Source organism: Luteibacter sp. PvP120 (genome assembly GCF_054055715.1).
The window spans coordinates 466,408-488,948 of sequence record NZ_JBSRXP010000002.1 but is presented as its reverse complement, the minus strand read 5'-3'; the positions used below and the strand labels follow the sequence as shown (position 1 = coordinate 488,948).

Below are 22,541 nucleotides of genomic sequence, written 5' to 3'. Positions count from 1 at the left end.
GTCAGGCCATGTCGCGTAACATCGGGGTGCGCTTTTCGTACTTCGCCGGAGTTGCTTCGTGCCCAAATACACCCTCAGCCCCATCGGTACGCCTGCCGCCGGAACGGCGCGAGTCGTCTCGAAAGGCCAGAAGACGTTCAACGAGCTGGTCCAGAAGATCGGCGAGCGTCGTGAGGCACTGGCCGACTGGGCCGCGTTCGACGCCGAGTTCCAGCGCAAGTACGGCAACGAGTTCGTCCCCCTGCTGCAGCAGTACAACGCGGTGCGTATCCAGCTGGTCACCCGCCTGGACCAGATGCACGGCAGCAAGGACCTGACGAAGACCGAGCGCCGGACCCTTGCCGACCTGCTGATCCGGGTCGTCGGTGATCTGGTGCAGAGCGTGGACGACCCGGGTGTCGCGGGTATCTATCGGCGCTACAACCCGGTGGATCCCAGGGCGGAGGCCGCCATGAACGAGATCAGCGATGCCCTGTCGGCGATGTTCGGGGACGAGAAGACAGATGGCGTGTTCGCGCAGCCCACCGACGAAGGGGTGCATGACGCCGAGCCCCTGGACGCGCACGAGGAGCGGGCGCGCGCGCATCGGCAGGCGCGTGACGAGTACCACGCCCGGCGAAAGAAGACGCCAAGGCAGAGCACCGCCGAAGATCGCGCGCGTGCGGAGCAGGACGAGGTCAACCTGTCGATCCGCGAGGTCTACCGCAAGCTGGCCAGCGCGCTGCATCCCGACCGCGAGCCCGATCCTGTCGAGCGGGAGCGCAAGGCCACCCTGATGCAGAAGGTCAACCTGGCTTACGGCAAGAAGAGCCTGCTGGACCTGCTGGAGTTGCAGCTGGAGCTGGAACACATCGACCAGGCGTCGCTCGACAACGTCGGCGAGGACAGGCTCAAGCGATGGAATGTCGTCCTCAAGGAACAACTCCACCAGCTCGACGAGGAGCTGGTAGACGTGCAGATGGGTTTCCTGATGCGCAGCGGCATGGCACCCACCAGGTCCGTTTCACCCAAGACCGTCAAGCGCAGCCTTACCTCGCAGATGACCGGCATGCGTCAGGATATCCGCGCCTTCGAGAAGGACCTTCGACTGTTCGATGATCCGTCACGGCTTAAGTCCTGGTTGAAAGAGGTCAGGAAGGAGTTGGCTGAGATGGACTATGACGACCAGATGTTCTGAGGTGCGATGCGGGGAGCCGAAGGCGAGCGCCCAGCTAATTTCTGGTTCGAACGGACCGGGCAATGCAGCCTGGATACCTTTATCTGCGTGCTTGAGTCATTGCAGTCTCTGAACGAATTGAGTGCCGTCCTTGCCCGTCTCAAGGACACACCCCTGACCTGAGGCATGTGGCTGATTCGGGGGGAAGGAAGCGCACCCATCGAAAGGCGGCGACAGTCCACTAGGACAAAGGCATCGGATTTCCCATTGGCGCGAGAGACGATGAAACAGGATTACATTTGGCACTAGATAAGGGTGTGGTTCGTTGCAATTCTTCCTGCTATGCAAAGGATTAGTTCCTTGCTTTCCGGTGCATCCACTTCAATCTGAGACAGGAACTGCTATGCGCAAGTTGACGGCACGAACAAGCCAATGCTTTGTATGTGCGATGGTCTTACTTTTCATGTGTGTTGGTGCATATGCCGCCAGGGCCAATGCCAACGCATCTGTCATTCCCTTTCAGGTTAGGGAAATCTCCGGCAAGCGGCCTGTCGTGCATGTGCAATTGAATGGGCATGGCTTCGATATGGTTGTGCATGCTAACGCAGCGTTTTTCATGCAGATAAATCATGCGGAAGCCAAGACGGTGAGAGTCGAAGGCGCGCAGCATGTGGGTTCATTCGGAATCGAGGCTCCCGGAAAGGTAAGTTCTCTCGGTCTTGATAGGGCCAGGTTGGGGCTTCTCAAGATTGGCGACAAACAATACAGAGATGTTCCGGTTTCGGTGTTCGAAACGCCTGGCAAGCAGCCGGGCATGCTGGGACTCGATTGGATTCGAGCAAGCCGCGCCGTGGTTGATTTTGGAAAATCCCAACTCCTGCTTGATCCCAGTACGACGCAAATAGCCGCATTGCGCCAGCATCTTCTGTCGAATGGCTATGTGGCCATACCTATACGAGAGGAGCCGGGTACTGGTAAATATGAAGTCGACGTGAGCATTGGCGATGCGACACGACGCATGATGATAAGCACCGTGGCTGCTTTGAATATAGACGAGGATTTTGCGCGTGCCGGCGGAGTTAAGTCAGGGAAAGTCATTGGACGAAACGCTGGCCCAAAGGGAGCCACTGAGAATGCCTACTCTACAGCTCAGTCGGTCACATTGCGGATAGGGCAATGGACGTCGGATCCGATAAACAATGCCGTGGTTGAAGATGTCTATACCTACGCGAGCAAAGAGCGGCCGCTCGAAAATCCCGAGGGAGGGCTGCTGGGTGCAGACTTCATGATCGCTTACCGTGCTGTTATAGACTTCGGCGGATCTGTGCTTTATCTCAAGAAACGGTAGCGTGCACGCGATGCTCGATTATTAAAAAAGAGGTGCATGGAGGTAGTTATGCCTTATCCGAAAGCCACCGACCTACGGCCGTTTGTCCCGGCCAAAGACTTCGCACTGTGCAAACGGTTCTACGCCGCCCTCGGCTGGGAAACCTTCGACGTTGGCTCCGGCCTGGCGCTGGTACGCCTGGCCGACGAGCAGCATTTCTACATCCAGGATTACTACGTCAAGGCGTTCGCCGAGAACAGCATGCTGCATGTGACAGTGGATGATGCGCAGGCCTGGTACGCACATGTCGCTTCGGTGCTGGATGGGGGCGCTTTCCCGGAGGCGCGCGTCCAGCCGCCGGCGAGGCAGGACTATGGCGCCATCGTGGTTTTCGTTCACGACCCGAGTGGGGTGTTGTTGCACCTTTGCCAGTGGATTCCGAATCGATAGCCTGTGCACGTCATGGCGCGTGTCGACGAGGCCTACGAGCGATCGGCCAGCCGACGTGACGGATCGTCCCAGCCGACGCAGCGGTAAGGGCCACAGCCGCATGGCAAGCTGTCCGCGCAGTTCGACCACACTTTTGCGGTGACGTGTCACGGTGTGCGGGTGCTGACGTTGCGCCCGGGTGAGGCGGCGCTGTGTGCGCTGGACCCAGCGCTAGACGCCATTCACGGATAGTCGCATAGGCGCTCCCGACACACCGGCGTCGTGGTTGCCGCCGCCGCGTCAATCCTCCGGGCTGGTGCAGGCGGCGTAACGGTCGCCCTCCACCTGTGTCACCTCGCCGCGGCCTTCCACCGTGACGCTGCCGGTGTAGTGCTTGGCGCTGTCGAAATCCACATGCGCCGAAGCTGGCGCGGCCGCCTTGCAGCTGAGCTTCCACGCCAGCGAGGTACTGCGGCGTTGCTGGTCCGTGGCAGTGCACTCGCCCTCCGCCTGCGTCCATGCGGCGAACGTGGTCCAGGGATCGGCACCTTCATCCACGCAATGCCACTGCACCTCGGGTGCACCGGCCTTGCCGTTGACCACGTGCCGCACCTTGATCCGCCACAGCCCGGGCATGGCGCCGAAGTCGCCGGGATCGGCGTGGACCGGTGTGGCCGTCGTCATGGCAAGGGCGCACGCGGCGGCAGCGGCCAGCGCGCTCAGGGTCATGGCTCCGACCCTCCATCTGGGCAGGTAGCGCTTCATCATCATCCGACTCCTTGCAAACATAAAAACCCTGCCCGCTTTCGCGGGCAGGGTCGGTATCAAGCGAACCTTGCGCGGTCAGTCATCGATCGCGGTGGTGTCGCTGACATCCTTCCGGGTGAAGTTGAACATGTCCATGAGGTTGCCGATGGCCGGTGCGTTCACCGGTACATACGGGTTCTCCTTGAACGACACCGGGTTCGGCAAATTGTCGCGGCTGCGGCTGGAAATCTGGTCCTTCAGGTTCCAGTTGGCCTCGACGAATTTGTCGAACGAGACATGGTCGTAGTACGTGTGCACGACCTTGCCACCGACGGAGTACTTCGACACCACCAGCAGCGGGATGCGCGTGCCGTCGCCGAAGAAATCGATCGGCTGGATGTAGCCCGAATCGTAGTAGCCACCACCTTCATCGAAGGTCACCATGATGACGGTGTCGTCCCACACCTTCGGGTTGGCTTCGGCCATTTCGACGATCTTGCGCACGTAGCCTTCGAACAGGTCCAGCTTCGACGAGGCCGGATGGCCATCGAGGATGCCGTCCGGCTTGGCAATGGAAACCGCCGGCAGCGTATCGTTCTGGATGTCGTTGTAAAGGTCGTTGAGGTCCTGATTCTTGGCGCGAAGTTCCGGGTTGGTCATCACCTGGGTGGAGTACAGGAACGGGTTGCAGATGTTGCAGAAGGTGCCGCCCTCGCCGTCTTCCTTGCCGCCACCGAAGCCTTCACCGTAGTACTTCCACGAAACCTTGTGCTTCTCCAGCAGCAACGCCAGGTTCTCCTGCGTGGTCGGCGGGATGGTGAACTGGTCGGCGCCCAGCGGAGCCGGCGTGCCGTCACCCAGGTAGCCCGGGTTGTAGTTGTTCACCAGGTAGTAGGCCTTGGGCTTGCAGTCCGTGCCCTTGAACGTAAGGTACGGCAGCGAGCGCAGGTAGTTCTTGATCTGTTTCACGCCCGGCTGGCTTTCGTCGGAGCAATTGACGTACGAACCACCGCTGTAACCGTCCTGCATCCACCAGTTGTTGGTGCCGTATTGCGAGTCCGGGTTCTCGATCTGGTTTTTTGGCGGGGTGGCCGGATCGCCGTTGGCGTCGGCGTAGTAGATCAAGGTGCCGTAGCCCAGCATGATGTGGTTGGCACCCGTGCCGCCCATCACCGACTGGTGGAAGTTGTCGCTCAGCGCATACTTCTGGGCCAGCTTCTTGAAGTACGGTGCATCACCCTGAGCCATGTTCAGGAACTGCATGGCGGTGGCGCCTTCACCGGTGCTCTCGTCGTTGAAGTTCGCCGGTAGCGGCTTGCCGTTGGTGCCCGCGCCGATGGTGGTTTCGACCCAGGGGAACAGGTCGTGGCGACAGCCGCTCGGGTTGGCGGCGGTGGAGGCCTTGGTGTCGCAATCGAGCTGTTGCCACATCTGGAAGAAGCGGTGCACAGGGCTGTTGGCGTAGGCGTCATAGCCGATCGACGCATGCATGTCGACCGGCGCGTTGGCAAGCTTGGCCGGGAAGCGGGTATCGACCACGCGGTTGGGCAGGCCCGTGCCACCGGCAGCGAGCATGTCGTAAGCGTCATCGGGCAGGGCCGGCTCGATGGCCTGTGCCTGCGTCGCGGAAGCGAAGGGTGCCGCGGTGGGTGCGCCACCGGTGTTCATCTGCGGAAGGGTCTTGTACTTGCCGGCCTTCTTGGGCGACATGTCGAACTTGCCGGTGCTCGAAGCCATGTACTGCGTGGCAAGGTCCACGTTCGGACCTGGCGTGCCGTCGGCATTGACGATGCCCTTGGACAGCAGGTTGTCTACCGACTGCCCCTTCGGCGGCGTGTAGGTGCCGTACACGTGGTCGAACGTGCGGTTTTCGCCGATCAGCAGGATCACGTGCTTGATCGGGGTGACCGTATTGTCGCTGTTGTCCTGGCCATGGTGCGGCTTGTGCATCAAGACGATGCCGCCGGGAAGACCGCCCGGGTTGTTGAAGGGAGCCACGGGCACATTCTGGCGGAACGGCGCATCGTGGTCGGGCGGCGTGGTGTCCTGCGCGCTGACGCCGCCGGCGAGGCCGGCGGAAAGCGCACCCATCAACAGCGGCAAGAGCCGTGTGCGGTGCAACCGTGTAAGCATTTTGAATCTCTCCCTACCTGAAGTCTTCCCCCTGATGCGTGTCGATAAGGTTGTGTGTGTGGCCTATCGACCGACCTGAGCATCTACCCCGCATGTGACCAATCGTTGGCACACACGCGACAATGCGTGAGTGCGTGATGACACTCCTGTGTCAATGCAAGATATTGCGAACAATCGTCGCCACCGCAATAAAAAACCGTGGGGGACTCAGATCAGTTCGTAGGGGCGCATCATTTCGTTGTCTTCGTGCTCGAGGTAATGGCAGTGCCAGACGTATTTGCCTGGCTCGCCGTCGAAGCGCGTGATGATGCGCGTGACCATCCCGGGGTCGCAGCGCACGGTGTCTTTCCAGCCGGCTTCGTGCGCTGCAGGTGGTATCGATGGCCCGGTGAATTTCAGTTCCTTGCGGGCGTTCCACGCGAAGAGGTCGAACGGACGGCGCTCCAGCACCTGGAAGCGCACAAGGTGCAGGTGGATGGGGTGCGCGTCGCCCGTCACGTTGACGAACGTCCAGGTTTCCACCGTGCCTTTCTTTGGTTTTTCGCTGATGGGATCGCTCCACATCTTTCCATCGAGCAGCATCGTCATCGGATTGCCGCCCGAATCGTCCTGCTCGCCCAAGGCAAGCACGCGGTCCTGCACCGCCGTGGAGGGATCGATGCGCTGCACCTGCCGCAGCGCGGCCGGTACCACCGAGGTATCGCGGCGACCCTTGGCGCGAACGCGGAATTCCACGATGCCATCGGCCTGGTGGCGTAGCTGCACCGATTGGCCGGCATACGCACTGAAGTCGACGATTACCTCGGCACGTTCGGCGGGGTAGAGTTCGATGCGCAGGCGATCTGTGGGCGCTGACAGCAGCCCCTGGTCACTACCGATCTGCTGGAACGGCTTGCCATGTGACAGCGACAGGTTGAAGAAGCTGGTATTGGCCACGTTGACCAGCCGCAGGCGGTAGCGGCGCGGCTCCACCTCGAGATACGGATACAGCTTGCCGTTGCACAGCACCGCATCGCCGCGGCATTCGGGCACCCAGGGCGCGTTGGGATCGTCCGACACCGGGTAGTAAAGCTTGCCGCTCCTGGCAAGCAGGCGGTCGTAGAGCATCAGCGGAATGTCGAACTCGCCCGAGGGCAGCCCCAAGGCCTGCTCGTCGTCGTCATGCACATGGAAGCTGCCGAACAGGCCCGCGTAGATGTTCAGGCGCGTGATGCCCATGGCGTGATCGTGGTACCACAAGGTGGTGGCGTCCTGGTCGCCGGGGTAGAGGGCGGTCGACGATTTACCCGGCACGTACCAGTCTTCCGGCCAACCGTCGTTCGGCGCGGAAACGCGCGCACCGTGCACATGGGTGACGGTGCGAACGTCGGGTTTGGCTTTCTCCGCGCCATGAATGTTGTGATCGATGGGCAGGAAATGCCGGGTGGGAAGCTCGTTGGCCCATTCCACGAGCACCGGCTCGCCACGGCGCGTCACGATCGTGGGGCCCGGCGTGCACCGTGCGTAACCCCATTGCGGTGTCGGCGGCAGATCCCGGTGCACCTTGGCACTGAAGGCGCGCATCGGCATGCGATAGAGCGGCAGCTGCTGGCCGCCGGCCGCGGGGTGAGCACGCTTGCCCGTGGGTACGGCGATCGGTGGCACGGGCAGGGCATCGACGAACCTTGCCATGGTCACCGGGTTTACCAGCGGCACGTTCGGCGCGGCCAGGGCCGGCATGGCCATGCGTTGCTTCATGGGCATGGTCATCGGCATGTCCATGGCCTGGGCCACGCGAAAGGTGTCGACGAGAACGCATGCACCGGCGAATCCGCCGGCGACGCCCAGGAAACGGCGTCGGGAGTTGTCCATGGGGATCATCGTTGATGGCTTGTCGAGCAAGCCACCGTAGGTCGGCTGAATGACAGGGGCATTTCAATCAAGGCCATCTGTCTTGCGTAACGTTTAACAAGTGCCTCAACGCACTTTTAGAACTGGTATGGGGCGGCTCGCTCGGGTCGACGAAGGTTGCAGATCAGACTATGTTTACACTCGAGCCGCTCGGCAATGAACTAGCGGCGGCGTAAGAATTCGCGGTTCCGGCGTTTTGGACTTGAAAGGTTGAGATATTCGCGAACGTGTTCCCGGACAGGAGGCAATGGGCGGAAGTGGGGGTCAAGATTATGCCCAGATCAAACGAATCGAAGCTGTTTCCAGAGATCGCGACATTCTGACCCCCGCAGACGATCCCACGAACAGCAGCTACAGAGGAAAGCGCGCGAAAAATGTTACCGGCGATCGCATGCCTACTCACCGCAGACCCTCCATTAGCCGGAACGATGTTTACACATGCCGCGCCGGGCGCGATATCTACAAAGGCCGTAGGCTGAAGGTAGAACACGTTGCCTGTGACGACGCATTCGGTGACATTGGATGTCGCGACGCAATTGTAGGTGCAATTAAAGTTGCATCCGACGACCTGCAACGCGGGCCTAGGCTCAGGACTTGTACCATTGTCGTGGAAGGCACCCGTGTGTGCTCCTCCGACGCCGCAGTTGATGATCTGCAAACCTTCTGTGCCCGCTACTTGCGTGCCGGAAGGAAGAGCCGTCCCCTCGTTCGAGTACATTCGGAAGCCATACGTGCAATAGTTCACTTGGCAGTTAGAGCAGGACACATTTACGGCGTAACGATCAGCCAAGATGCCTTGGAAGGCCGCGTGGTAGTTGAATTTCCCTAGTACCTCTACAGCCTCGATCCAGGCGTTGACTACATTGTTTAGATAAATTCCTGTATCCCAAAAATGCGAAAATCCATTTAAACCGCGGATCTCTACGTTCTGAATTACAGCCGTTAGATACGGCGATCCTTGCTGCGGAGAGCTCGGCACGTATCGGATCGCGCATCGGCCCGGGTCCGTTTGGGATCCGCCCACAGCGCTATTGTCTGTCAGTAGTGCTAGGTCTCTGACGCGTGCGCTCTGGTAAGTTGGAGATGCTCCGGAACTAGCTAGCGAGAAAATCAAGCCGTGTCCAGCGGAGCCGGGGAAACGTAGCTTCGTCTGATTGCTTCCGCCTCCTTGAATAGCTATGTCTCCATCGTTTCCCGAAAGAGATATCTGAAGCGACTGTGCCAAATAGTAGGTTCCGGGGGGAATATGTAGAACCCCTCCGCCGACAGTAGTCAGAGCCTCAATAGCGTCTGCAAAGGCGGGGCTATTGTTAGTCGGCGTCGCGCTGTCGCCGTCTGCGACGGCTCCAAAGTCGAGGACGCTGACCTCTCGAGAAGGTACGACAGCCTGACTGCGCGCGGCTGACTCTGCTAAGGCGGGGGCCGCGATGATGGCTGCAGCCATACCTTTGATAACTTGACGTCTTTGCACTGATTAACCCCAATAGTGGAACAATATTTATATGAAAGCCATTCCGACTGGGCTATCTAAGGGACCGAATGGCAATCGTGTACTGGTCTACGTAGATGAGCAAATATCTGCGTTAGGTATAGGTCGTACTAAGAACTTGGCATGTCTACCATGTATGAAGCGACGGCGGTCGTTCTCGGTACCTTTTACAAATTGTGACGTAGGCGATATTTGTAACGTGGGGTCGTCGATGCTGCCAACCCTGGACGAGATCATCGCGAAGGCGCCGTAGCCGGCGTCGTTCGGCGGGGATCAGGCCGGCCTGATATAGGCCGTCCCGCCAGCCACCCCGACGTTCTGCCGCTGGGGTCAAAACGACGCTTACGCTGCGTCACCTGGTCTTAAATCAGAAAACTGGCCAGCAGCAGGATTCCCATGGCGATTTCGCACAGCTTACCGGCGAGCGGTCAATTGAACGAGCCCTCGCGATTCAGGCGATAAACCTGCTCGAGAGTCACATTGAGCGCAGGCATGCCGATGAAGGCCAATCGCCAGGCAAGCACCAGGAACGCACCTCCTGCCAAAGCGCCTTTCAGATTTGGTTGCTGGTGATACGCCAGTAGGGCAATACCTAAAGTACCTATCGAAGCCGCTGCGGTCTTCCAACTACGCTGCGTTGTCATGGGCGCACTCTCATCCCGTATGACCCGACATCCTCATAATGTTCAACCATCGATGCGGCTACATTGCGGTGACCGCAACCGGTCTGGCAATACAGGATCTTATCAGTTGATTTTTTTGGCTGTATGCGGAAGAGTCATGCCATGAACAGTTACCGTTTCCGTTGCGCCAATCCCATTATCACCACCTGCACCTAGGTGGTGGGACTGCGCACGGTATGCCGAACCCCGCCTCAGAAGCGGGGTTTTTCATTCCTGATTCTGAGGCTCACCCAGGAGCACAGAAATGGACGCACTTACCCGAACTCTCAGAGAGACAATCGAGGCCGCTGATCGAGCCATCACAGCCGAAGACTTCGACGAACTGATGACGTTTTATGCGGATGACGCAAGTCTCGTGGTCAAACCAGGACTGACAGTCGCAGGCAAAGACAGCATCCGCCGAGCTTTTGTCGCCATTGCGGAGCATTTCAATAACAGCATCGTTGTCACACAGGGGGAGATGCAGGTTATACGAGGTGGCGATGTGGCTCTCGTTATCATGGAGACCCTGCTACAGGCCACGGACAAGGCCGGTGTGAAAACTGAGATTTCGCGCAGGGCGACCTACGTGTTTCGACAAATCTCGGAAAAGTGGCTATGCGTAGTGGATAATTCCTATGGGACGACACTACTGGATAGCGTCGTCGGATCGTAGGACATCAAAACGGGTGGTGCCTACCCTGTATGTAGGCTCCATCATCCACAAACGGAGCCAAGCGTACCGGCCACCCCGTATCGCATCGTGCGCGTCACGAGGGCCAGTGACGCGAATGGCCCTCGGCTCTACCGCATCGACGCTCGCGTCAGCCGCCCTCAACGATCACGGTCCTTAGCGGAGCGGACTCCATTTTGCGGAGCGTAGCGTTATTGCGGGATGCGCTTACGTTGCCCAGTCGACACATGTTGGCGCCCATTGCGCCTGGTCTCTGAGCGTGGCGGCCGTGCGAAGTGCGCCTACCTATACGGGACGGTTGGGGCTTGCCGCATGGTGCCGATAGCGCCCCGGGCTGAGGCCGGTTTCGCGCTTGAACGCCAGGCCGAATGCTGCGGCCGAGCCAAAGCCAATCTCGCTTGCCAAGGTTGCGATGGGCTGGCCTTGGCGTAGGGCCACGCGAGCCAGCAGCATGCGCCATTGCGTTAAGTAGGCGATGGGCGCCTGGCCCACCTTTTGCTGAAACCGCTCTGCCAGGGCCGATCTCGAGAGGCCGACGTGGTTAGCGAGTGTCTGCACGGTCCAGCGCATCTGCGGCTTTTGGTGCATGAGCGACAGGACTGCCGAAATCGCCGGATCAAGGCTGCCGCAAAGCCAACTAGGCCCGATATCGACGCGTGCCGCGTAGATACGAAGGATGCGCACCAGGATCAGGTTGGCAACGTTTGCCAACGCGAACGTCGCGCCTGGGGCTGCATGTTGCGTTTCCTCCTTAAGCATCGCCAGGAGGTTCGCCAGGCGCCCCTGGGTGTCCTCGCTTGCTCGAATGTGAATCAGTGCGGGAAGGAAGCGAAGCTGCCCAGCCATATCGTCATCCGAAAAGGTGAACCGTCCGCCGATCGCCATGCTCGATATAGCACCCGATCCGACCTCCAAGGCGCCGGAGGGGTCGCCTCCCATTGCGAAGGCAACCGCACCATCGACCAATGGCGTATCCGGCGCCGAAGCGACGTAGTAAGGACGTCCGTCGGTCAGAAGGTAAAAATCGCCCGCGTGCATACGTATGGGGATTTCTCCCTCCACACCGATCCAGCGTTCGCCTGCCAGAAGGCTGCCGAACTTCAAGTGTCGGTAGGCTGGATAGCGAGCGCCCCAGTCGCCACGCACCGTCACTTGGGCGGAAACGACGCTCTGGATGGTGACGGCACGGAAAAAGCCCGACAGGGGATCGGTCATGGACGATCGCTTATGAAATGGCGACGACGAAGGATAGACCGTCCGGTTGTTGCCGCGCCACCATGACATTCCCTTCAACGGATGTCTCGCCATGCACTACGCCACCTTGGGCGCCACTGGACTCTTTGTATCGCGCTTTTGTCTGGGCACCATGACTTTCGGTGGCGCGGACACCGCTGCCGGCAATGCCATTGGCCGCTTGGATGCCCGTGACGCCGATCGCATTCTCGGCGCGGCCATGGAAGCTGGCATCAATATGCTGGACACGGCCGATGTCTATGGCATGGGGGGCTCCGAAGAGATCTTGGGTGAGATCCTGGCCGGTCGCCGCCACGAGCTGGTGGTGGCCACGAAGGCGAGCGCCAGAACGGGGCCGGGCGTCAACGACCTGGGTCAGTCACGCCATCACATGATGGCCGCGCTGGACAGCAGCCTGAAACGGTTGAAGACGGACTACATCGACCTCTATCAGCTCCATAACTTTGACCCATTGACGCCGGCAGAGGTCGTGCTTCGGACGCTGGATGACATGGTGCGATCGGGCAAGGTGCGCCATGTAGGTTGCTCGAACTTTGCGGCCTGGCAGCTGATGAAAGCGCTGGGTCTCGCGGCGCGGCTCAACCTCGAGCCCTTTGTTTCGATCCAGGCGTACTACTCACTGGCCGGGCGCGATGTTGAGCGAGAGCTGCTCCCGCTCGCCCAGGACCAGGGGCTTGGCTTGCTCTGCTGGAGCCCTTTGGCCGGCGGTCTCTTGTCCGGCAAGTTCGACCGTTCCGGCACGAGCGACGCGACGGCGCGCCGTGCACGCATCGCATTCCCGCCAGTGGACGAGGAAATGGCCTACGACGTCATCGACGCGTTGCGTGCGGTCTCCGATCGCCACACGACAACACCGGCGCAGGTCGCGCTGGCATGGCTGCTTTCGCGCAAGGCGGTGACTAGCGTCATCATCGGCGTCAAGCGACCCGACCAGCTGCAAGCCAACCTGGGGGCTTTCGATCTGGCCTTGTCGGCGGGTGATCTGGCGCAGTTGGATGCCGCGAGTGCCCTGCCGGCGTGCTACCCCGGATGGATCCAGTCCTACAATGCCAGGTCGCGCGTCCCTGAGGGCCATCCTTGGGAGGGCAAGAGCTGGACGCTGGGCGAAGCTCCGGAGTAAGCGTCGCGGCCACGTCGGCACTATTCGTCGCAACATGGTGGGCCCACCAGGACTCGAACCTGGAACCAAGGGATTATGAGTCCCCTGCTCTAACCATTGAGCTATAGGCCCGCGAAGCACGGAAGTGTAACCGCTGGCCGGCGCCATCGAAACGCCCCGGCTCACCGCAGATGGCTCAGTTCGACATCAGCACCGCATCGATGTCCGGGTTCTGCGCTGCGAAGGACTGCCCGGCCACGGCGTCGCTCACGTGCGCGGCGATGTAGTCGCAGCCGTCCTTGACCGTCGTCTTCTTCATCGCCGTGGCCAGGTCCAGCAGGGATTGCCTCACCTTCTCTTCCAGCCTGCCTCGGTTGGCATCGGTGGCCGAGGCCATCTCCGCCGTCGAGAACCCCGACGCCACCATGATCTTGTCGGCCCGCTCGTACTCGGCATCGTGCTTGCGCTGGAACGCCTTCACGTAGGCCGTCAGATCGACGCCCTCGGCGCGGCACACATCACCGGTGGTGCGGCCGTTGATCGTGTAGAAGCCAAGGAACCGACCGGCGGCAAACCGTTTCTGGTCCGCCAGCGGAAGCGAGTTGAGATCCTTGGACGCGGCAGCGCCGGCTTCGGCACGTGCCGGCGCGGCAGGTGTCTGCGGGGCAGCGTGGCCGCAGGCAACGGCCAGGAGAAGCGATACGCTGGCGATCCGCGCGGTGGTGAGAAGCTGTGGCATGGTGATTTCCTGTAGCCGGGACAAGGCCTGAGGCCCATTAGAACGCGCCGGGCGCCGTAACGCACGCTGCTCATCCGACCACACGCCGGATGGCGTCAGGGCAAGCCCGTCAGCTGCCACGGATACGGCATCAAGTCGCGAAAGCTCATGGTTTCGATGACTTTCTGCTGTTTGTCGGCAACCTCGCGGCACCTGTCCGTCAAGGCATCGCCGCGGTGGAACAGCGATTCAGTGTCGATGAGTTTTTTGGTAAAGGCTGCACGGAAGGCCGGGTCCGAGCGCGCGGCTTCCCTGATCGGCCGCTCGCTGCCGCCGAGCTTCGCATAGGCCTGGCGCACCTGCTCGTGCTCGGTGTCATAGCGCTCCTTGAACGCGTCCGCGTAGCCGTCCAGGTCCACGCCCTTTTCGTGACATAGCGCCGGGATCATGAGGACATTGCCCCAGTAGTAGCCGAGATAGAGCGCAAGCACGGCAGGGCGTCGCTGCGCTTCCGGCAGTGCGTCCAGGGAAGCCGCCACGGCCTTCCGCGCTTCATGACGTTGGTAAGCAGCCGCTCCACTTCGGAAGACCGCCCAGGCAGCGTAAATGAGTACCGCAAACGCGATGACGCGGAAGATCCCTGTCATGGTGCTATTCCCTGATTCCCCAAGGCGCATTAGAGCGCAAGATCTTTCGAGGCGCCAGCCGCAGCCGCAAAAACGAAAACGCCCGCATAAGCGGGCGCTTCCGACGAAACCCTCAACCCCGATATCAGTCGATATCGAGGAACGAGCGCAGGGTTTCCGAACGGCTCGGGTGACGCAGCTTGCGCAAGGCCTTCGCTTCGATCTGACGAATACGCTCGCGGGTCACGTCGAACTGCTTGCCGACTTCTTCCAGCGTGTGATCCGTGTTCATGTCGATGCCGAAGCGCATGCGCAGCACCTTGGCTTCACGCGGGGTGAGGCCGGCCAGCACGTCACGCACGGTTTCCATGAGACCCGTTTCCGTCGCCGACTCGATGGGCGAGCTGGCGTTGGTGTCTTCGATGAAGTCGCCCAGGTGGGAGTCTTCGTCGTCGCCGATCGGAGTTTCCATGGAGATCGGTTCTTTCGCGATCTTCAGCACCTTGCGGATCTTGTCCTCCGGCATCTCCATTTCCTTGGCCAGCTCTTCCGGCGTCGGCTCGCGGCCGAACTGCTGGAGCATCTGGCGGGAGATGCGGTTCAACTTGTTGATCGTCTCGATCATGTGCACCGGGATACGGATGGTGCGGGCCTGATCGGCGATCGAACGCGTGATGGCCTGACGGATCCACCACGTGGCGTACGTGGAGAACTTGTAGCCGCGGCGGTATTCGAACTTGTCCACGGCCTTCATCAGGCCGATGTTGCCTTCCTGGATGAGGTCGAGGAACTGCAGGCCGCGGTTGGTGTACTTCTTGGCGATGGAGATGACCAGGCGCAGGTTGGCCTCGACCATTTCCTTCTTGGCGCGGCGGGCCTTGGCCTCACCGACGGACATCGCGCGGTTGATTTCCTTGATGTCGGTCAGCGGCAGGTACAGCGTGCGCTCGATGGCGGCCAGCTTTTCCTGCTCGCCGTCGATCACCTCGCGGAAGTTCTTGATGTTGGGCGACCACTTCTGGCGCTTGCGCGACAGCTCGGCGGCCCACTCCAGGTTGCCTTCGTTCGAGGGGAAGCTCTTGAGGAACTCCGCGCGCGGCATCTTCACCTGCTTGACGAAGATGTCCATCAGCACGCGCTCGTGGTGACGGATGTCGTTCACCACTTCGCGCAGCTTGCGCACGAAGCTGTCGATCAGCGCCGAGGGCAGCTTGAGGTTGAGGAACGCCTCCGACATCTGCTCGCGGATCTTCGCGACCTTCTTGTCGTTGATCTCGGCCTTGGGCGCGGTCTTCTGGAACTTGCCATGCAGCGAGCGCAGTTCTTCCATGCGGCGCTTCACTTCTTCCGGATCGGGACCGGTGGGACCGGCTTCCTCTTCCTCGGCGCCTTCCACCGCTTCCTCGTCGTCGTCGGATTCGACATCGCCCGCGGCCTCGGCGGCTTCCGCAGCCTCGGCCTTGGCCTGGTCGGCGGCTTCTTCCAGGTCGGCGAAGCCGGCCAGGATCTCGCTCAGGCGACGCTTGCCCTCGACGTGCTGGTCGTATTCCTCCAGCAGCAGCTGGATGGTCAGCGGGAAGCTGGCCAGCGCGGTCTGGACCTGGCTGAGGCCTTCCTCGATGCGCTTGGCGATGGCGATTTCGCCCTCGCGGGTGAGCAGTTCCACGGTGCCCATCTCACGCATGTACATGCGGACGGGGTCGGTGGTGCGGCCCACCTCGGCGTCGACAGCGGACAGCAGCGCTACGGCTTCTTCGGCGGCCGACTCGTCGTCGGTGCTGGTGCCGGGGGCGGCGCCGTCGGAAATCGTGTCGGTATCCGGCGCGGAGTCGTGCACTTCGATGCCGACGCCCTTGAGCACCGCCATGATGTCTTCGATCTGCTCCGGATCGACGATGTCGTCGGGCAGGTGATCGTTGATTTCCGCGTAGGTCAGGTAGCCCTGCTCCAGGCCCTTGGAGATGAGCTGTTTGATTTCAGACTGCTGCTCGTGAGCTTTGTTAGTCATGCCGACCGCCGCGGGTTACAGGAACCGATCAGTATAGTCATTTGATGATTTTTTGACCAGTTTTCAAGTGGATCGGACCCACCGATGCAACGCAAGAATCGCGCCAGATGGCCGTTGCCGGCCGGGCGACCGCGTCGCGGTGGGAGGGGAGACGGAAGCCGCAGCCCCCGTGCAGGGACGCCTCAGCGCACCTCCAGACGGAAGGTGACCGGGCCATCGTTGATCAGGTGAACTTTCATATGGGCGCCGAAGCGTCCGGTTTCCACCCCCGGCTGGGCGGCACGGGCCAGTTCGACCAGGCGGTCGAACCAGCGACGGGCGTCGTCGGGCGCGGCGGCGGTGGTGAAGCTGGGTCGCATGCCCTTGCGCGTGTCTGCGGCCAGGGTGAACTGGCTGACCAGCAACAGGCCGCCGCCGGTGTCGGCCAGCGCGAGGTTCATTTTCCCCTCCGCGTCGGAGAAGACGCGATAACCGCGCAGCCGTTCCAGCATGCGCGTGCACTGGGCTTCACCGTCGCCGGGTTCCACCGCGACCAGGGCGAGCAGGCCGGCGTCGATGGCGCCCACCGTCTGCCCGTCGACATCGACGCGTGCGGATTCGACACGTTGGATCAGTGCAATCATGGCGGGGTCAGCGGCGGCGGGTGGCCAAGCTTAAAGGGTGCACGGCCCGCTTTACAGGAGGCGGGGTCCCGACGCGTGGCTTACACTTCCGCGAATGCGCCCGGATATCTACGTTCTCTATCTCCTGCTGCGGCTGGTCAGCCTCTTCCCGTTGCGTACCGTCCATCGCGTCGGTGCGTGGATCGGTCGTCGTTCGTTGCGGTCCGGCTCGCGCAGCGCGCGTTACAGCGCGGTCAACCTGCGGCTCACCCGCCCCGCGCTCACCGAGGCGGAGCACCGGGCGCTGCTCGTGCGCACCATGGAGGAGTCCGGCAAGTCGGTGACCGAGGTCGCGGCCATCTGGGGCGCCGGCGCCGACCGTTCGCTGGGCCTCGTGCGGGAAGTGGTCGGCGGCGACCTGTTCGAGGCGGCGCTGGCGTCCGGCAAGGGCACCATCGTCGCCGCGCCGCACCTGGGCTGCTGGGAGTTGCTCAACTACTGGCTGTGCAGCCGGACACCCATGGCGATCCTCTACCGACCGCCGCGCATCGCCGCCATCGAGGCCCTGCTGCGCAAGGTGCGCGGCAAGCTGGCACCGGAGCAGGTGCGGGCGGAAGGCGCGGGCGTACGCACGCTGTTCAAGCGGCTGGCCGCGGGCGGCACCGTGGGCATCCTGCCGGACCAGAAACCGCGCGAGGGCGACGGCGAGTTCGCGCCGTTCTTCGGCGTGGAGGCATTGACGATGGTGCTGTTGCCGCGTCTGGCGGCACGCACGGGCGCCACGGTGCTCTTCAGCTTCGCCGAGCGCCTGCCGGACGGCCAGGGCTTCCGCATCCACATCCTGCCCGCACCGGAAGGCATTGACAGCACGGACCTGGGCGCGGCCTGCGCGGCATTGAACCGCGGGGTGGAACAATGCGTGGAGCGCGCCTACCCGCAGTACCAGTGGCACTACAAACGGTTCACCGCCCACGACCGGCCGGATCCCTACAAGGTCAGCCCTTCCGCGAAAGGCGGTTGAGGAACACCGTCATTTCCTTGCCGGCCTGGATATCGCCACGCCGCGTGGCGGCGGCGACGCCTTCGCGCCAGGCCTCGGCCGCGGCGCTTTCGTTGTCTTCCGCCAGCAGGGCCTTGCCCAGCAGTTTCCACGCCGCCGAGTAGTCCCGGTCGAACGTCAGCGCCTCGCGGAACGCGGCGGCGGCGTCGCGGTACATGCCGTCGCCCAGCAGGGCATTGCCGATCGAGAAGCGCAGCAGTGCGCCGTCGCGTGGGCCGCCCATTTGGGCGCGCAGGCGTTCGATCAGGGGATCCGGACTCATCGGAGTGCCGCCCGCGTGCGCCAGTAGTCCTGCGGATAGAGCATGGTCGGCTGCTTCGGCTCCGCGGGCACGCGGCCCGCCTGCAAGGCGGCCAGGGTGGGGGCGTCCCAGATCATCAGCCAGCCGGTGCGCGAGGGCTGGATCAGGCGGGCGTAGCGGAAGGCCTCCGTCGGCGGATGCTTGGCATAGGACACGATCACGCCGTCAGGGTGGTGATGCGCGAAGTCCTCCAGGCTGTCGCCGTTGTGTACGGCGGTGTCCTCGTCGTCTTCCACCGGTGTCGCCATGCCCGGCACCACGTTGATGCGCGCGATGGGATGCATCAGGCGACCGGCAAAGTGGTACTGCCCGTTGTACGACACGCCGAGGTTGCCGATCGGGTGCCCGGCGGCATCCGCCTGGGCGAGGTACTGCGATGCCGGCGCCAGGTCGTAGCGGTACCAGACGCCCAGCGTGAACAGCGCATTGAGCGACACCGTGCCGATCAGGCCGGCGAAGGCCAGCCGGCGCATCTCGCCCCGGCCGCGCAGCAACAGCAGCGCGCCCAGCACGATGAAGATCACACCGAAGAAGCGGGTATAGGGCGCCATGCCGGTCAGCCAGAGGTTGTCCGGGAAGCGCGAGGGCACCAGCGACGGCATGGCGAACAGCGCGAGGGCGAGTACGAAGGCGCCGACCGAAAGCGGCCACGTGCCCAGCACGTAGCGCGTGGCCAGGCCCGTATGCCGCTCGCGCAGGTCGGCGACCGACGCGGCCACCAGCATGGTGACGCCGGCCAGCTCGGGCAGCAGGTAGTACAACTGCTTGCCGGTGACCAGCGAGAACACCAGCAGCGACGGCAGCAGCCAGGCCAACAGGAAACGCAGCCCGGTTTCCAGCGGCTGGCGCATCAACGCGACGAACAGCGGCACCACCACCAGCACCACCAGCAGCTTTTCCAGCAGCGGCGGGAAGTGCGCGACCGCGGAAACCAGCGACAGCAGCAGCGCCACGACCGAGCAGGCGATGGCACCGCCGGTGCCCGCGCGCCACGGCCGGCGGAACAGCGCCATCGGCAGGGCCACGATGCCGCGCAGCCAGCCGCTCAGCGGAAACACGATGACCGGCAGGAACAGCAGGTAATACCAGGCGGGGCGGGCGTGGTTCTGCAGGTCGGCGGCATGCGTGTCGACCACGCGGCCGGCCGTCTGGGTGAAGAACAGCCGCTGGCGGTACGCCTCGCCGCCTGCCTCGCCGGCGGGCAGCGCCCAGGCCAGCAGGATGGCGAAGCCCAGCAGCAGGCCGAGCACGCCGAAGCCGTACCAGCGCGCCTTGTGCTGGCGCGCCCAGTCGCTCCACAGCGGGCCCAGCAGCAGCGGGAACAGCACGTGCAGCGCCATCACCGGGCCCTTGGTCAGCAGGCCGGCGCCGACGAACAGGCCGAACAGCCACCAGCGCGGCTCCGCACGCGTTGCCGTGGGCGTCAGGGCGAGCAGGGCCGCCAGCACCCACACCACCAGCAGCACCTCGTACATGATCTGCAGGCCGAACAGGAAGGCGTACGCCAGGCCCATCAGCAGCCACGGCGTGGCCTTGGCCACCCACGGGCGTGCCGGGAAAAGCCGGCTGGCCAGTACCGAGGCCAGCACCAGCTGCGTGCCGCCGAAGATCACCTCGAGCACGCGCGGCCAGACATCGTTGACGCCGAACACTGCCCAGCCGGCGTGGATCATCCAGAACAGCAGCGGCACCTTCTCGCTGTACGGCTCGCCGTTGATGTGCGGCACCAGCCAGTGGCCGTGCGCCCACATTTCCCAGGCGACCGCCAGGGTCCGCGTGGAAAACATCGGCATGGGGCCGTGGGAGAAGATCGCCAGCAACGCCATCGCGGCCCACAGCGGCAGCCAGGGCCAGAGGGCGCGAAGGTGTTCCGATCGGTTATAGGCGCTGTTGGACAAGGGCGTCGTCACCGCTGAAGGATCGGGAATTCTAAACGCTTCGGCGTGGTAGCAGCGTATCCAGCGCCCGGCCCAGGCGGGCGGGGAAGCCGGACTGGTTGGCTTCGTACCACGCCCGTGCCGCCCGGCCAAGGCTTTCGACCTCGGTATCGGGCATGCGGATGGCGCGCTCGACGCAGGTTTCCAGCGCCTTTTCGTCGAAGGCCCACAGCGTGGCCGCGTTGAGCGTGCCGTTTTCGTGCGCGGCCACCCGGAGCCCACGGGTGTCGTCCACCAGCTCGTTCATGGGGGCGCCGTCCGTGGCCAGCACCACGGCGCCGCAGCTCATGGCTTCCGCGATGTAATGGCCCCAGCCCTCGGCCTCGGACAGGCACAGGTGGAAACGGTGCGTGTTCTGCAGGCGATGGATGGCTTCGGCATCCGCCAGGTAGGTCACCTGGTGGTCGAGGTTGGCCGGCGCGGGCGGGCGCCCGGGCGCGGCCACCGAGGGCGACTGAAGCACGTGCAGCGTCGGCCACTCCGGATGCCGGCGCCAGACGTCCAGCAGTCGCTCGGTGCCCTTCATGCGGCTGCCTCCCGCCAGATGGAGGAACTCGCGGTCGCGCGGCAGGCCGTCCCGGCGGCAGTCCGCACTGAGGAAGCCGATGTGTGCGACGGGCAGTCCCATCGCGCCGAACGTGGCCATCGCGCTGTGGGTCTTGCACAGGATGGCGTCGAAGCGCGGCAGGTGGCGGCGATCCCGCTGGCTCATCCACTCCGGATTGGGGATGAGCGCGTTGCGGCGTGACATCGGCAGGTAGCCCGGATGCACGTGCTCGATCGTGATGCCCAGGTCGTAGCGTCGCGGGCCGCGCCCGGTCAGCCAGCGCGCGACCATGGCGGCTCGCTGCGCCCACGCGCGCCAGGGCCAGCCGCTGTTGCGCTGGGGCGCGCGCGTCACGGTCACCTGATGGCCGAGGCCGCGCAAGGCGTTTTCCACCAGCCGGATGTCGTGGGCAAGCCCGCGGCCGTTGTCCCAGGCGATGAGGTTGACGTGGGCCATGTCAGAGCGGCCCGGCGACCGCGCGCCGCCGCTCCCGCACGCGCGCCACGTGTACGGCGAGGCCCAGGGTCAGGAAGAAGAACAGCGAGTGCGGCATGGCCCGGTAGAACACGTTGTCGGTCAGCCCGCACAGCGCATACATGGCGGTGGTGGAAAACCCCGCACAGGCCGGCATCGCCACCGTGTTGTCGGGATTGAGCGCATGGCGCCCGAAGTACCCCAGCGAGCAGCCGAACAGCGCCACCAGGATGAGCAACCCGGGAATGCCGCCGGTCGCGGCCCATTCGAGGTATTCGCTATGCGGGTGGGTGTAGCGCTCCACGGACGGATTGACCTTCCCGTCGGCGATGCGCGCCCGGGTGAAGCTACCGAACTGGTTCATGCCCACGCCGGTCAGCGGATGCGCGATCACCGCCATGCGGGCGGCACGCCACATTTCCAGGCGCTCGCGCACGGCGCCGGTGGCGTCCTGTTCGCTGTAGGTGGCCACCTCGTCCTTGACCGCGGCCAGGCGTTCCACCATCTCGCCGTGCAGCGTGGTGGCCGCGAGGCCGGCCGCACCCACACCGATCACCAGGGCCAGCACGCTCTGCCGCCAGCGGCCGGTGCGCCGGCCCTGGATGAGCATCAGCGCGGCGAACACCGGCACGAAGGCCAGCAGCGGACCACGGCTCTGGGTCAGCAGGGCGCCGTAGAAAGCGAGTGCGGCGAACACGGCGTGCATCGCCCGTTCGCGCGGGCGCAGCTCGCCACGCAAGGCCTGCAGGATGGCGACGAGGGCCAGCGTCAGCATGAACATGCCGAACTCGATCGCGCCCCATTCGCCGTTGTTAAGGCCGTAGACGCGGTCGATGCCTTCGACGTAGTGCTGTTCGAGGCAGATCAGGCCGAGCACGCCGGCCGAGCTGCTGAAGCCGATGCGCACGACGGCGGTGCGCAGGGGCAGCGCGAACGTGCCGGCGATCACCATGAAGGCGAGCATGTGCGAGGTCACGTCGAACTCGCGCCAGTCCACGCCGTGGGCGCCGACGTTGACGCCCCAGAACACCAGCGCGATGGCGGCCGGTACGACCACCGGCGCGGCGCGGCGATACGCGCGCCTTACGTCCGGGCGTGCCGCGATGGCCCACAAGCCGGTGAGGAACAGGATCAGTGCGGGCAGCGCCTTGGCCTTGACCGGCACGGCGAAGGACAGGGGCATGATCGCGATAAGCAGCGAGACGATCCACGCGCGCCACGGATTCGGTTTTTCGAGCACTCGGCACCTGTCGGAATCGGAACGGTGCGGCGGCTTCGCCGGCACCGGCTCGTGCCGCCGGGGCGGCGCGAGGGCATGGTACTTTAACGGATCGCGGATGCCTCTCCGTGGGCATCCCGGTGAGCGGCGCCAATTCAGCTTCCGTAAG

20 protein-coding genes and 1 tRNA gene are annotated in these 22,541 nt (G+C 63.3%); 6 read left to right on the top strand and 15 right to left on the bottom strand.

The window, feature by feature from the left end; genetic code table 11:
• Positions 1-58 precede the first annotated feature (58 nt).
• From ACVKN3_RS06120 to ACVKN3_RS06110, 3 genes are all read left to right on the top strand, one after another.
• The gene (locus tag ACVKN3_RS06120; protein ID WP_354513535.1) at positions 59-1,177 is read left to right on the top strand and encodes a J domain-containing protein; all 1,119 of its coding nucleotides are present in this window, start codon (positions 59-61) and stop codon (positions 1,175-1,177) included.
• 382 nt (positions 1,178-1,559) lie between these two features.
• Positions 1,560-2,504 (top strand): hypothetical protein, encoded by a 945-nt coding sequence (locus ACVKN3_RS06115; protein WP_354513537.1) that lies wholly within the window; start codon positions 1,560-1,562, stop codon positions 2,502-2,504.
• Positions 2,505-2,552: 48 nt separating this feature from the next.
• Positions 2,553-2,933, top strand: a complete 381-nt coding sequence (locus ACVKN3_RS06110; protein WP_354513539.1) for a VOC family protein — start codon at positions 2,553-2,555, stop codon at positions 2,931-2,933.
• A gap of 279 nt (positions 2,934-3,212) precedes the next feature.
• On the opposite strand, the gene ACVKN3_RS06105 is transcribed toward ACVKN3_RS06110, so the two are convergent.
• The 5 genes from ACVKN3_RS06105 to ACVKN3_RS06085 all read right to left on the bottom strand — a co-directional run bounded on the left by ACVKN3_RS06105 (position 3,213) and on the right by ACVKN3_RS06085 (position 9,815).
• Positions 3,213-3,641, bottom strand: a complete 429-nt coding sequence (locus tag ACVKN3_RS06105; RefSeq protein ID WP_354513540.1) for a DUF3617 domain-containing protein — start codon at positions 3,639-3,641, stop codon at positions 3,213-3,215.
• A 114-nt stretch (positions 3,642-3,755) separates the two neighbouring features.
• Positions 3,756-5,792, bottom strand: a complete 2,037-nt coding sequence (locus ACVKN3_RS06100) for an alkaline phosphatase family protein (protein WP_354513542.1) — start codon at positions 5,790-5,792, stop codon at positions 3,756-3,758.
• 207 nt (positions 5,793-5,999) lie between these two features.
• Positions 6,000-7,643 carry a multicopper oxidase family protein gene (locus tag ACVKN3_RS06095; protein ID WP_354513544.1) on the bottom strand — a complete coding sequence of 548 codons (1,644 nt, stop codon included), beginning with the start codon at positions 7,641-7,643 and terminating at the stop codon, positions 6,000-6,002.
• 163 nt (positions 7,644-7,806) lie between these two features.
• On the bottom strand, positions 7,807-9,126 hold the full coding sequence (locus ACVKN3_RS06090; protein WP_354513546.1) for a glycosyl hydrolase family 28-related protein: 1,320 nt from the start codon (positions 9,124-9,126) through the stop codon (positions 7,807-7,809).
• Positions 9,127-9,599: 473 nt separating this feature from the next.
• Positions 9,600-9,815, bottom strand: a complete 216-nt coding sequence (locus ACVKN3_RS06085) for a hypothetical protein (RefSeq protein ID WP_354513548.1) — start codon at positions 9,813-9,815, stop codon at positions 9,600-9,602.
• A 283-nt stretch (positions 9,816-10,098) separates the two neighbouring features.
• On the opposite strand from ACVKN3_RS06085, the gene ACVKN3_RS06080 reads away from it, so the two are divergent.
• Positions 10,099-10,509, top strand: coding sequence for a YybH family protein (locus ACVKN3_RS06080; RefSeq protein ID WP_354513550.1), 411 nt, complete (start codon positions 10,099-10,101; stop codon positions 10,507-10,509).
• Positions 10,510-10,812: 303 nt separating this feature from the next.
• Here ACVKN3_RS06080 and ACVKN3_RS06075 read toward each other — a convergent pair whose 3' ends face one another.
• Positions 10,813-11,742 (bottom strand): AraC family transcriptional regulator, encoded by a 930-nt coding sequence (locus tag ACVKN3_RS06075; protein ID WP_354513552.1) that lies wholly within the window; start codon positions 11,740-11,742, stop codon positions 10,813-10,815.
• A gap of 91 nt (positions 11,743-11,833) precedes the next feature.
• Between ACVKN3_RS06075 and ACVKN3_RS06070 the strand changes: the two genes are divergently transcribed.
• The gene (locus ACVKN3_RS06070) at positions 11,834-12,901 is read left to right on the top strand and encodes an aldo/keto reductase (RefSeq protein WP_354513554.1); all 1,068 of its coding nucleotides are present in this window, start codon (positions 11,834-11,836) and stop codon (positions 12,899-12,901) included.
• A gap of 35 nt (positions 12,902-12,936) precedes the next feature.
• On the opposite strand, the gene ACVKN3_RS06065 is transcribed toward ACVKN3_RS06070, so the two are convergent.
• The 5 genes from ACVKN3_RS06065 to dtd form a co-directional block, all read right to left on the bottom strand.
• Positions 12,937-13,012 (bottom strand) — tRNA-Ile (locus tag ACVKN3_RS06065).
• Positions 13,013-13,076: 64 nt separating this feature from the next.
• Complete coding sequence (locus ACVKN3_RS06060; protein ID WP_354513556.1) at positions 13,077-13,619, bottom strand: hypothetical protein; 543 nt, start codon at positions 13,617-13,619, stop codon at positions 13,077-13,079.
• Between the two features lie 95 nt (positions 13,620-13,714).
• Positions 13,715-14,245: a hypothetical protein gene (locus tag ACVKN3_RS06055; protein WP_285403952.1), complete on the bottom strand. Its 531-nt coding sequence runs from the start codon at positions 14,243-14,245 to the stop codon at positions 13,715-13,717.
• Positions 14,246-14,369: 124 nt separating this feature from the next.
• A complete protein-coding gene (gene rpoD, locus ACVKN3_RS06050) occupies positions 14,370-16,232 on the bottom strand; it encodes an RNA polymerase sigma factor RpoD (RefSeq protein ID WP_036138422.1) in 1,863 nt (620 codons plus the stop codon).
• Between the two features lie 182 nt (positions 16,233-16,414).
• Positions 16,415-16,855, bottom strand: a complete 441-nt coding sequence (gene dtd / locus ACVKN3_RS06045; protein WP_354513558.1) for a D-aminoacyl-tRNA deacylase — start codon at positions 16,853-16,855, stop codon at positions 16,415-16,417.
• 94 nt (positions 16,856-16,949) lie between these two features.
• Between dtd and ACVKN3_RS06040 the strand changes: the two genes are divergently transcribed.
• Entirely contained in the window at positions 16,950-17,855 is a 906-nt protein-coding gene (locus ACVKN3_RS06040; protein ID WP_354513560.1) for an LpxL/LpxP family acyltransferase, read from the top strand.
• On the opposite strand, the gene ACVKN3_RS06035 is transcribed toward ACVKN3_RS06040, so the two are convergent.
• Genes ACVKN3_RS06035 through ACVKN3_RS06020 form a run of 4 tightly spaced genes read right to left on the bottom strand, consistent with a single transcriptional unit; the run spans position 17,830 to position 22,393 of the window.
• The gene (locus ACVKN3_RS06035; RefSeq protein ID WP_285403954.1) at positions 17,830-18,156 is read right to left on the bottom strand and encodes a hypothetical protein; all 327 of its coding nucleotides are present in this window, start codon (positions 18,154-18,156) and stop codon (positions 17,830-17,832) included. The two genes, ACVKN3_RS06040 and ACVKN3_RS06035, sit on opposite strands and share 26 nt — an antisense overlap.
• Positions 18,153-20,093, bottom strand: a complete 1,941-nt coding sequence (locus ACVKN3_RS06030) for an ArnT family glycosyltransferase (RefSeq protein ID WP_354514008.1) — start codon at positions 20,091-20,093, stop codon at positions 18,153-18,155. Before ACVKN3_RS06030 ends, ACVKN3_RS06035 begins: the two co-directional genes overlap by 4 nt.
• A gap of 31 nt (positions 20,094-20,124) precedes the next feature.
• The gene (locus tag ACVKN3_RS06025; RefSeq protein ID WP_354513562.1) at positions 20,125-21,135 is read right to left on the bottom strand and encodes a glycosyltransferase; all 1,011 of its coding nucleotides are present in this window, start codon (positions 21,133-21,135) and stop codon (positions 20,125-20,127) included.
• Position 21,136: 1 nt separating this feature from the next.
• Positions 21,137-22,393 carry an O-antigen ligase family protein gene (locus tag ACVKN3_RS06020; protein ID WP_051938503.1) on the bottom strand — a complete coding sequence of 419 codons (1,257 nt, stop codon included), beginning with the start codon at positions 22,391-22,393 and terminating at the stop codon, positions 21,137-21,139.
• Positions 22,394-22,541: the final 148 nt, after the last annotated feature.

Coding starts and splice junctions, on each gene's coding strand:
- ACVKN3_RS06110 (WP_354513539.1), top strand. CDS start 2,553: ATGCCTTATCCGAAAGCCACCGACCTACGGCCGTTTGTCCCGGCCAAA.
- ACVKN3_RS06090 (WP_354513546.1), bottom strand. CDS start 9,126: ATGGCTGCAGCCATCATCGCGGCCCCCGCCTTAGCAGAGTCAGCCGCG.
- dtd (WP_354513558.1), bottom strand. CDS start 16,855: ATGATTGCACTGATCCAACGTGTCGAATCCGCACGCGTCGATGTCGAC.
- ACVKN3_RS06040 (WP_354513560.1), top strand. CDS start 16,950: ATGCGCCCGGATATCTACGTTCTCTATCTCCTGCTGCGGCTGGTCAGC.
- ACVKN3_RS06080 (WP_354513550.1), top strand. CDS start 10,099: ATGGACGCACTTACCCGAACTCTCAGAGAGACAATCGAGGCCGCTGAT.
- ACVKN3_RS06070 (WP_354513554.1), top strand. CDS start 11,834: ATGCACTACGCCACCTTGGGCGCCACTGGACTCTTTGTATCGCGCTTT.
- ACVKN3_RS06105 (WP_354513540.1), bottom strand. CDS start 3,641: ATGACCCTGAGCGCGCTGGCCGCTGCCGCCGCGTGCGCCCTTGCCATG.
- ACVKN3_RS06060 (WP_354513556.1), bottom strand. CDS start 13,619: ATGCCACAGCTTCTCACCACCGCGCGGATCGCCAGCGTATCGCTTCTC.
- rpoD (WP_036138422.1), bottom strand. CDS start 16,232: ATGACTAACAAAGCTCACGAGCAGCAGTCTGAAATCAAACAGCTCATC.
- ACVKN3_RS06100 (WP_354513542.1), bottom strand. CDS start 5,792: ATGCTTACACGGTTGCACCGCACACGGCTCTTGCCGCTGTTGATGGGT.
- ACVKN3_RS06115 (WP_354513537.1), top strand. CDS start 1,560: ATGCGCAAGTTGACGGCACGAACAAGCCAATGCTTTGTATGTGCGATG.
- ACVKN3_RS06025 (WP_354513562.1), bottom strand. CDS start 21,135: ATGGCCCACGTCAACCTCATCGCCTGGGACAACGGCCGCGGGCTTGCC.
- ACVKN3_RS06085 (WP_354513548.1), bottom strand. CDS start 9,815: ATGACAACGCAGCGTAGTTGGAAGACCGCAGCGGCTTCGATAGGTACT.
- ACVKN3_RS06035 (WP_285403954.1), bottom strand. CDS start 18,156: ATGAGTCCGGATCCCCTGATCGAACGCCTGCGCGCCCAAATGGGCGGC.
- ACVKN3_RS06055 (WP_285403952.1), bottom strand. CDS start 14,245: ATGACAGGGATCTTCCGCGTCATCGCGTTTGCGGTACTCATTTACGCT.
- ACVKN3_RS06075 (WP_354513552.1), bottom strand. CDS start 11,742: ATGACCGATCCCCTGTCGGGCTTTTTCCGTGCCGTCACCATCCAGAGC.
- ACVKN3_RS06095 (WP_354513544.1), bottom strand. CDS start 7,643: ATGGACAACTCCCGACGCCGTTTCCTGGGCGTCGCCGGCGGATTCGCC.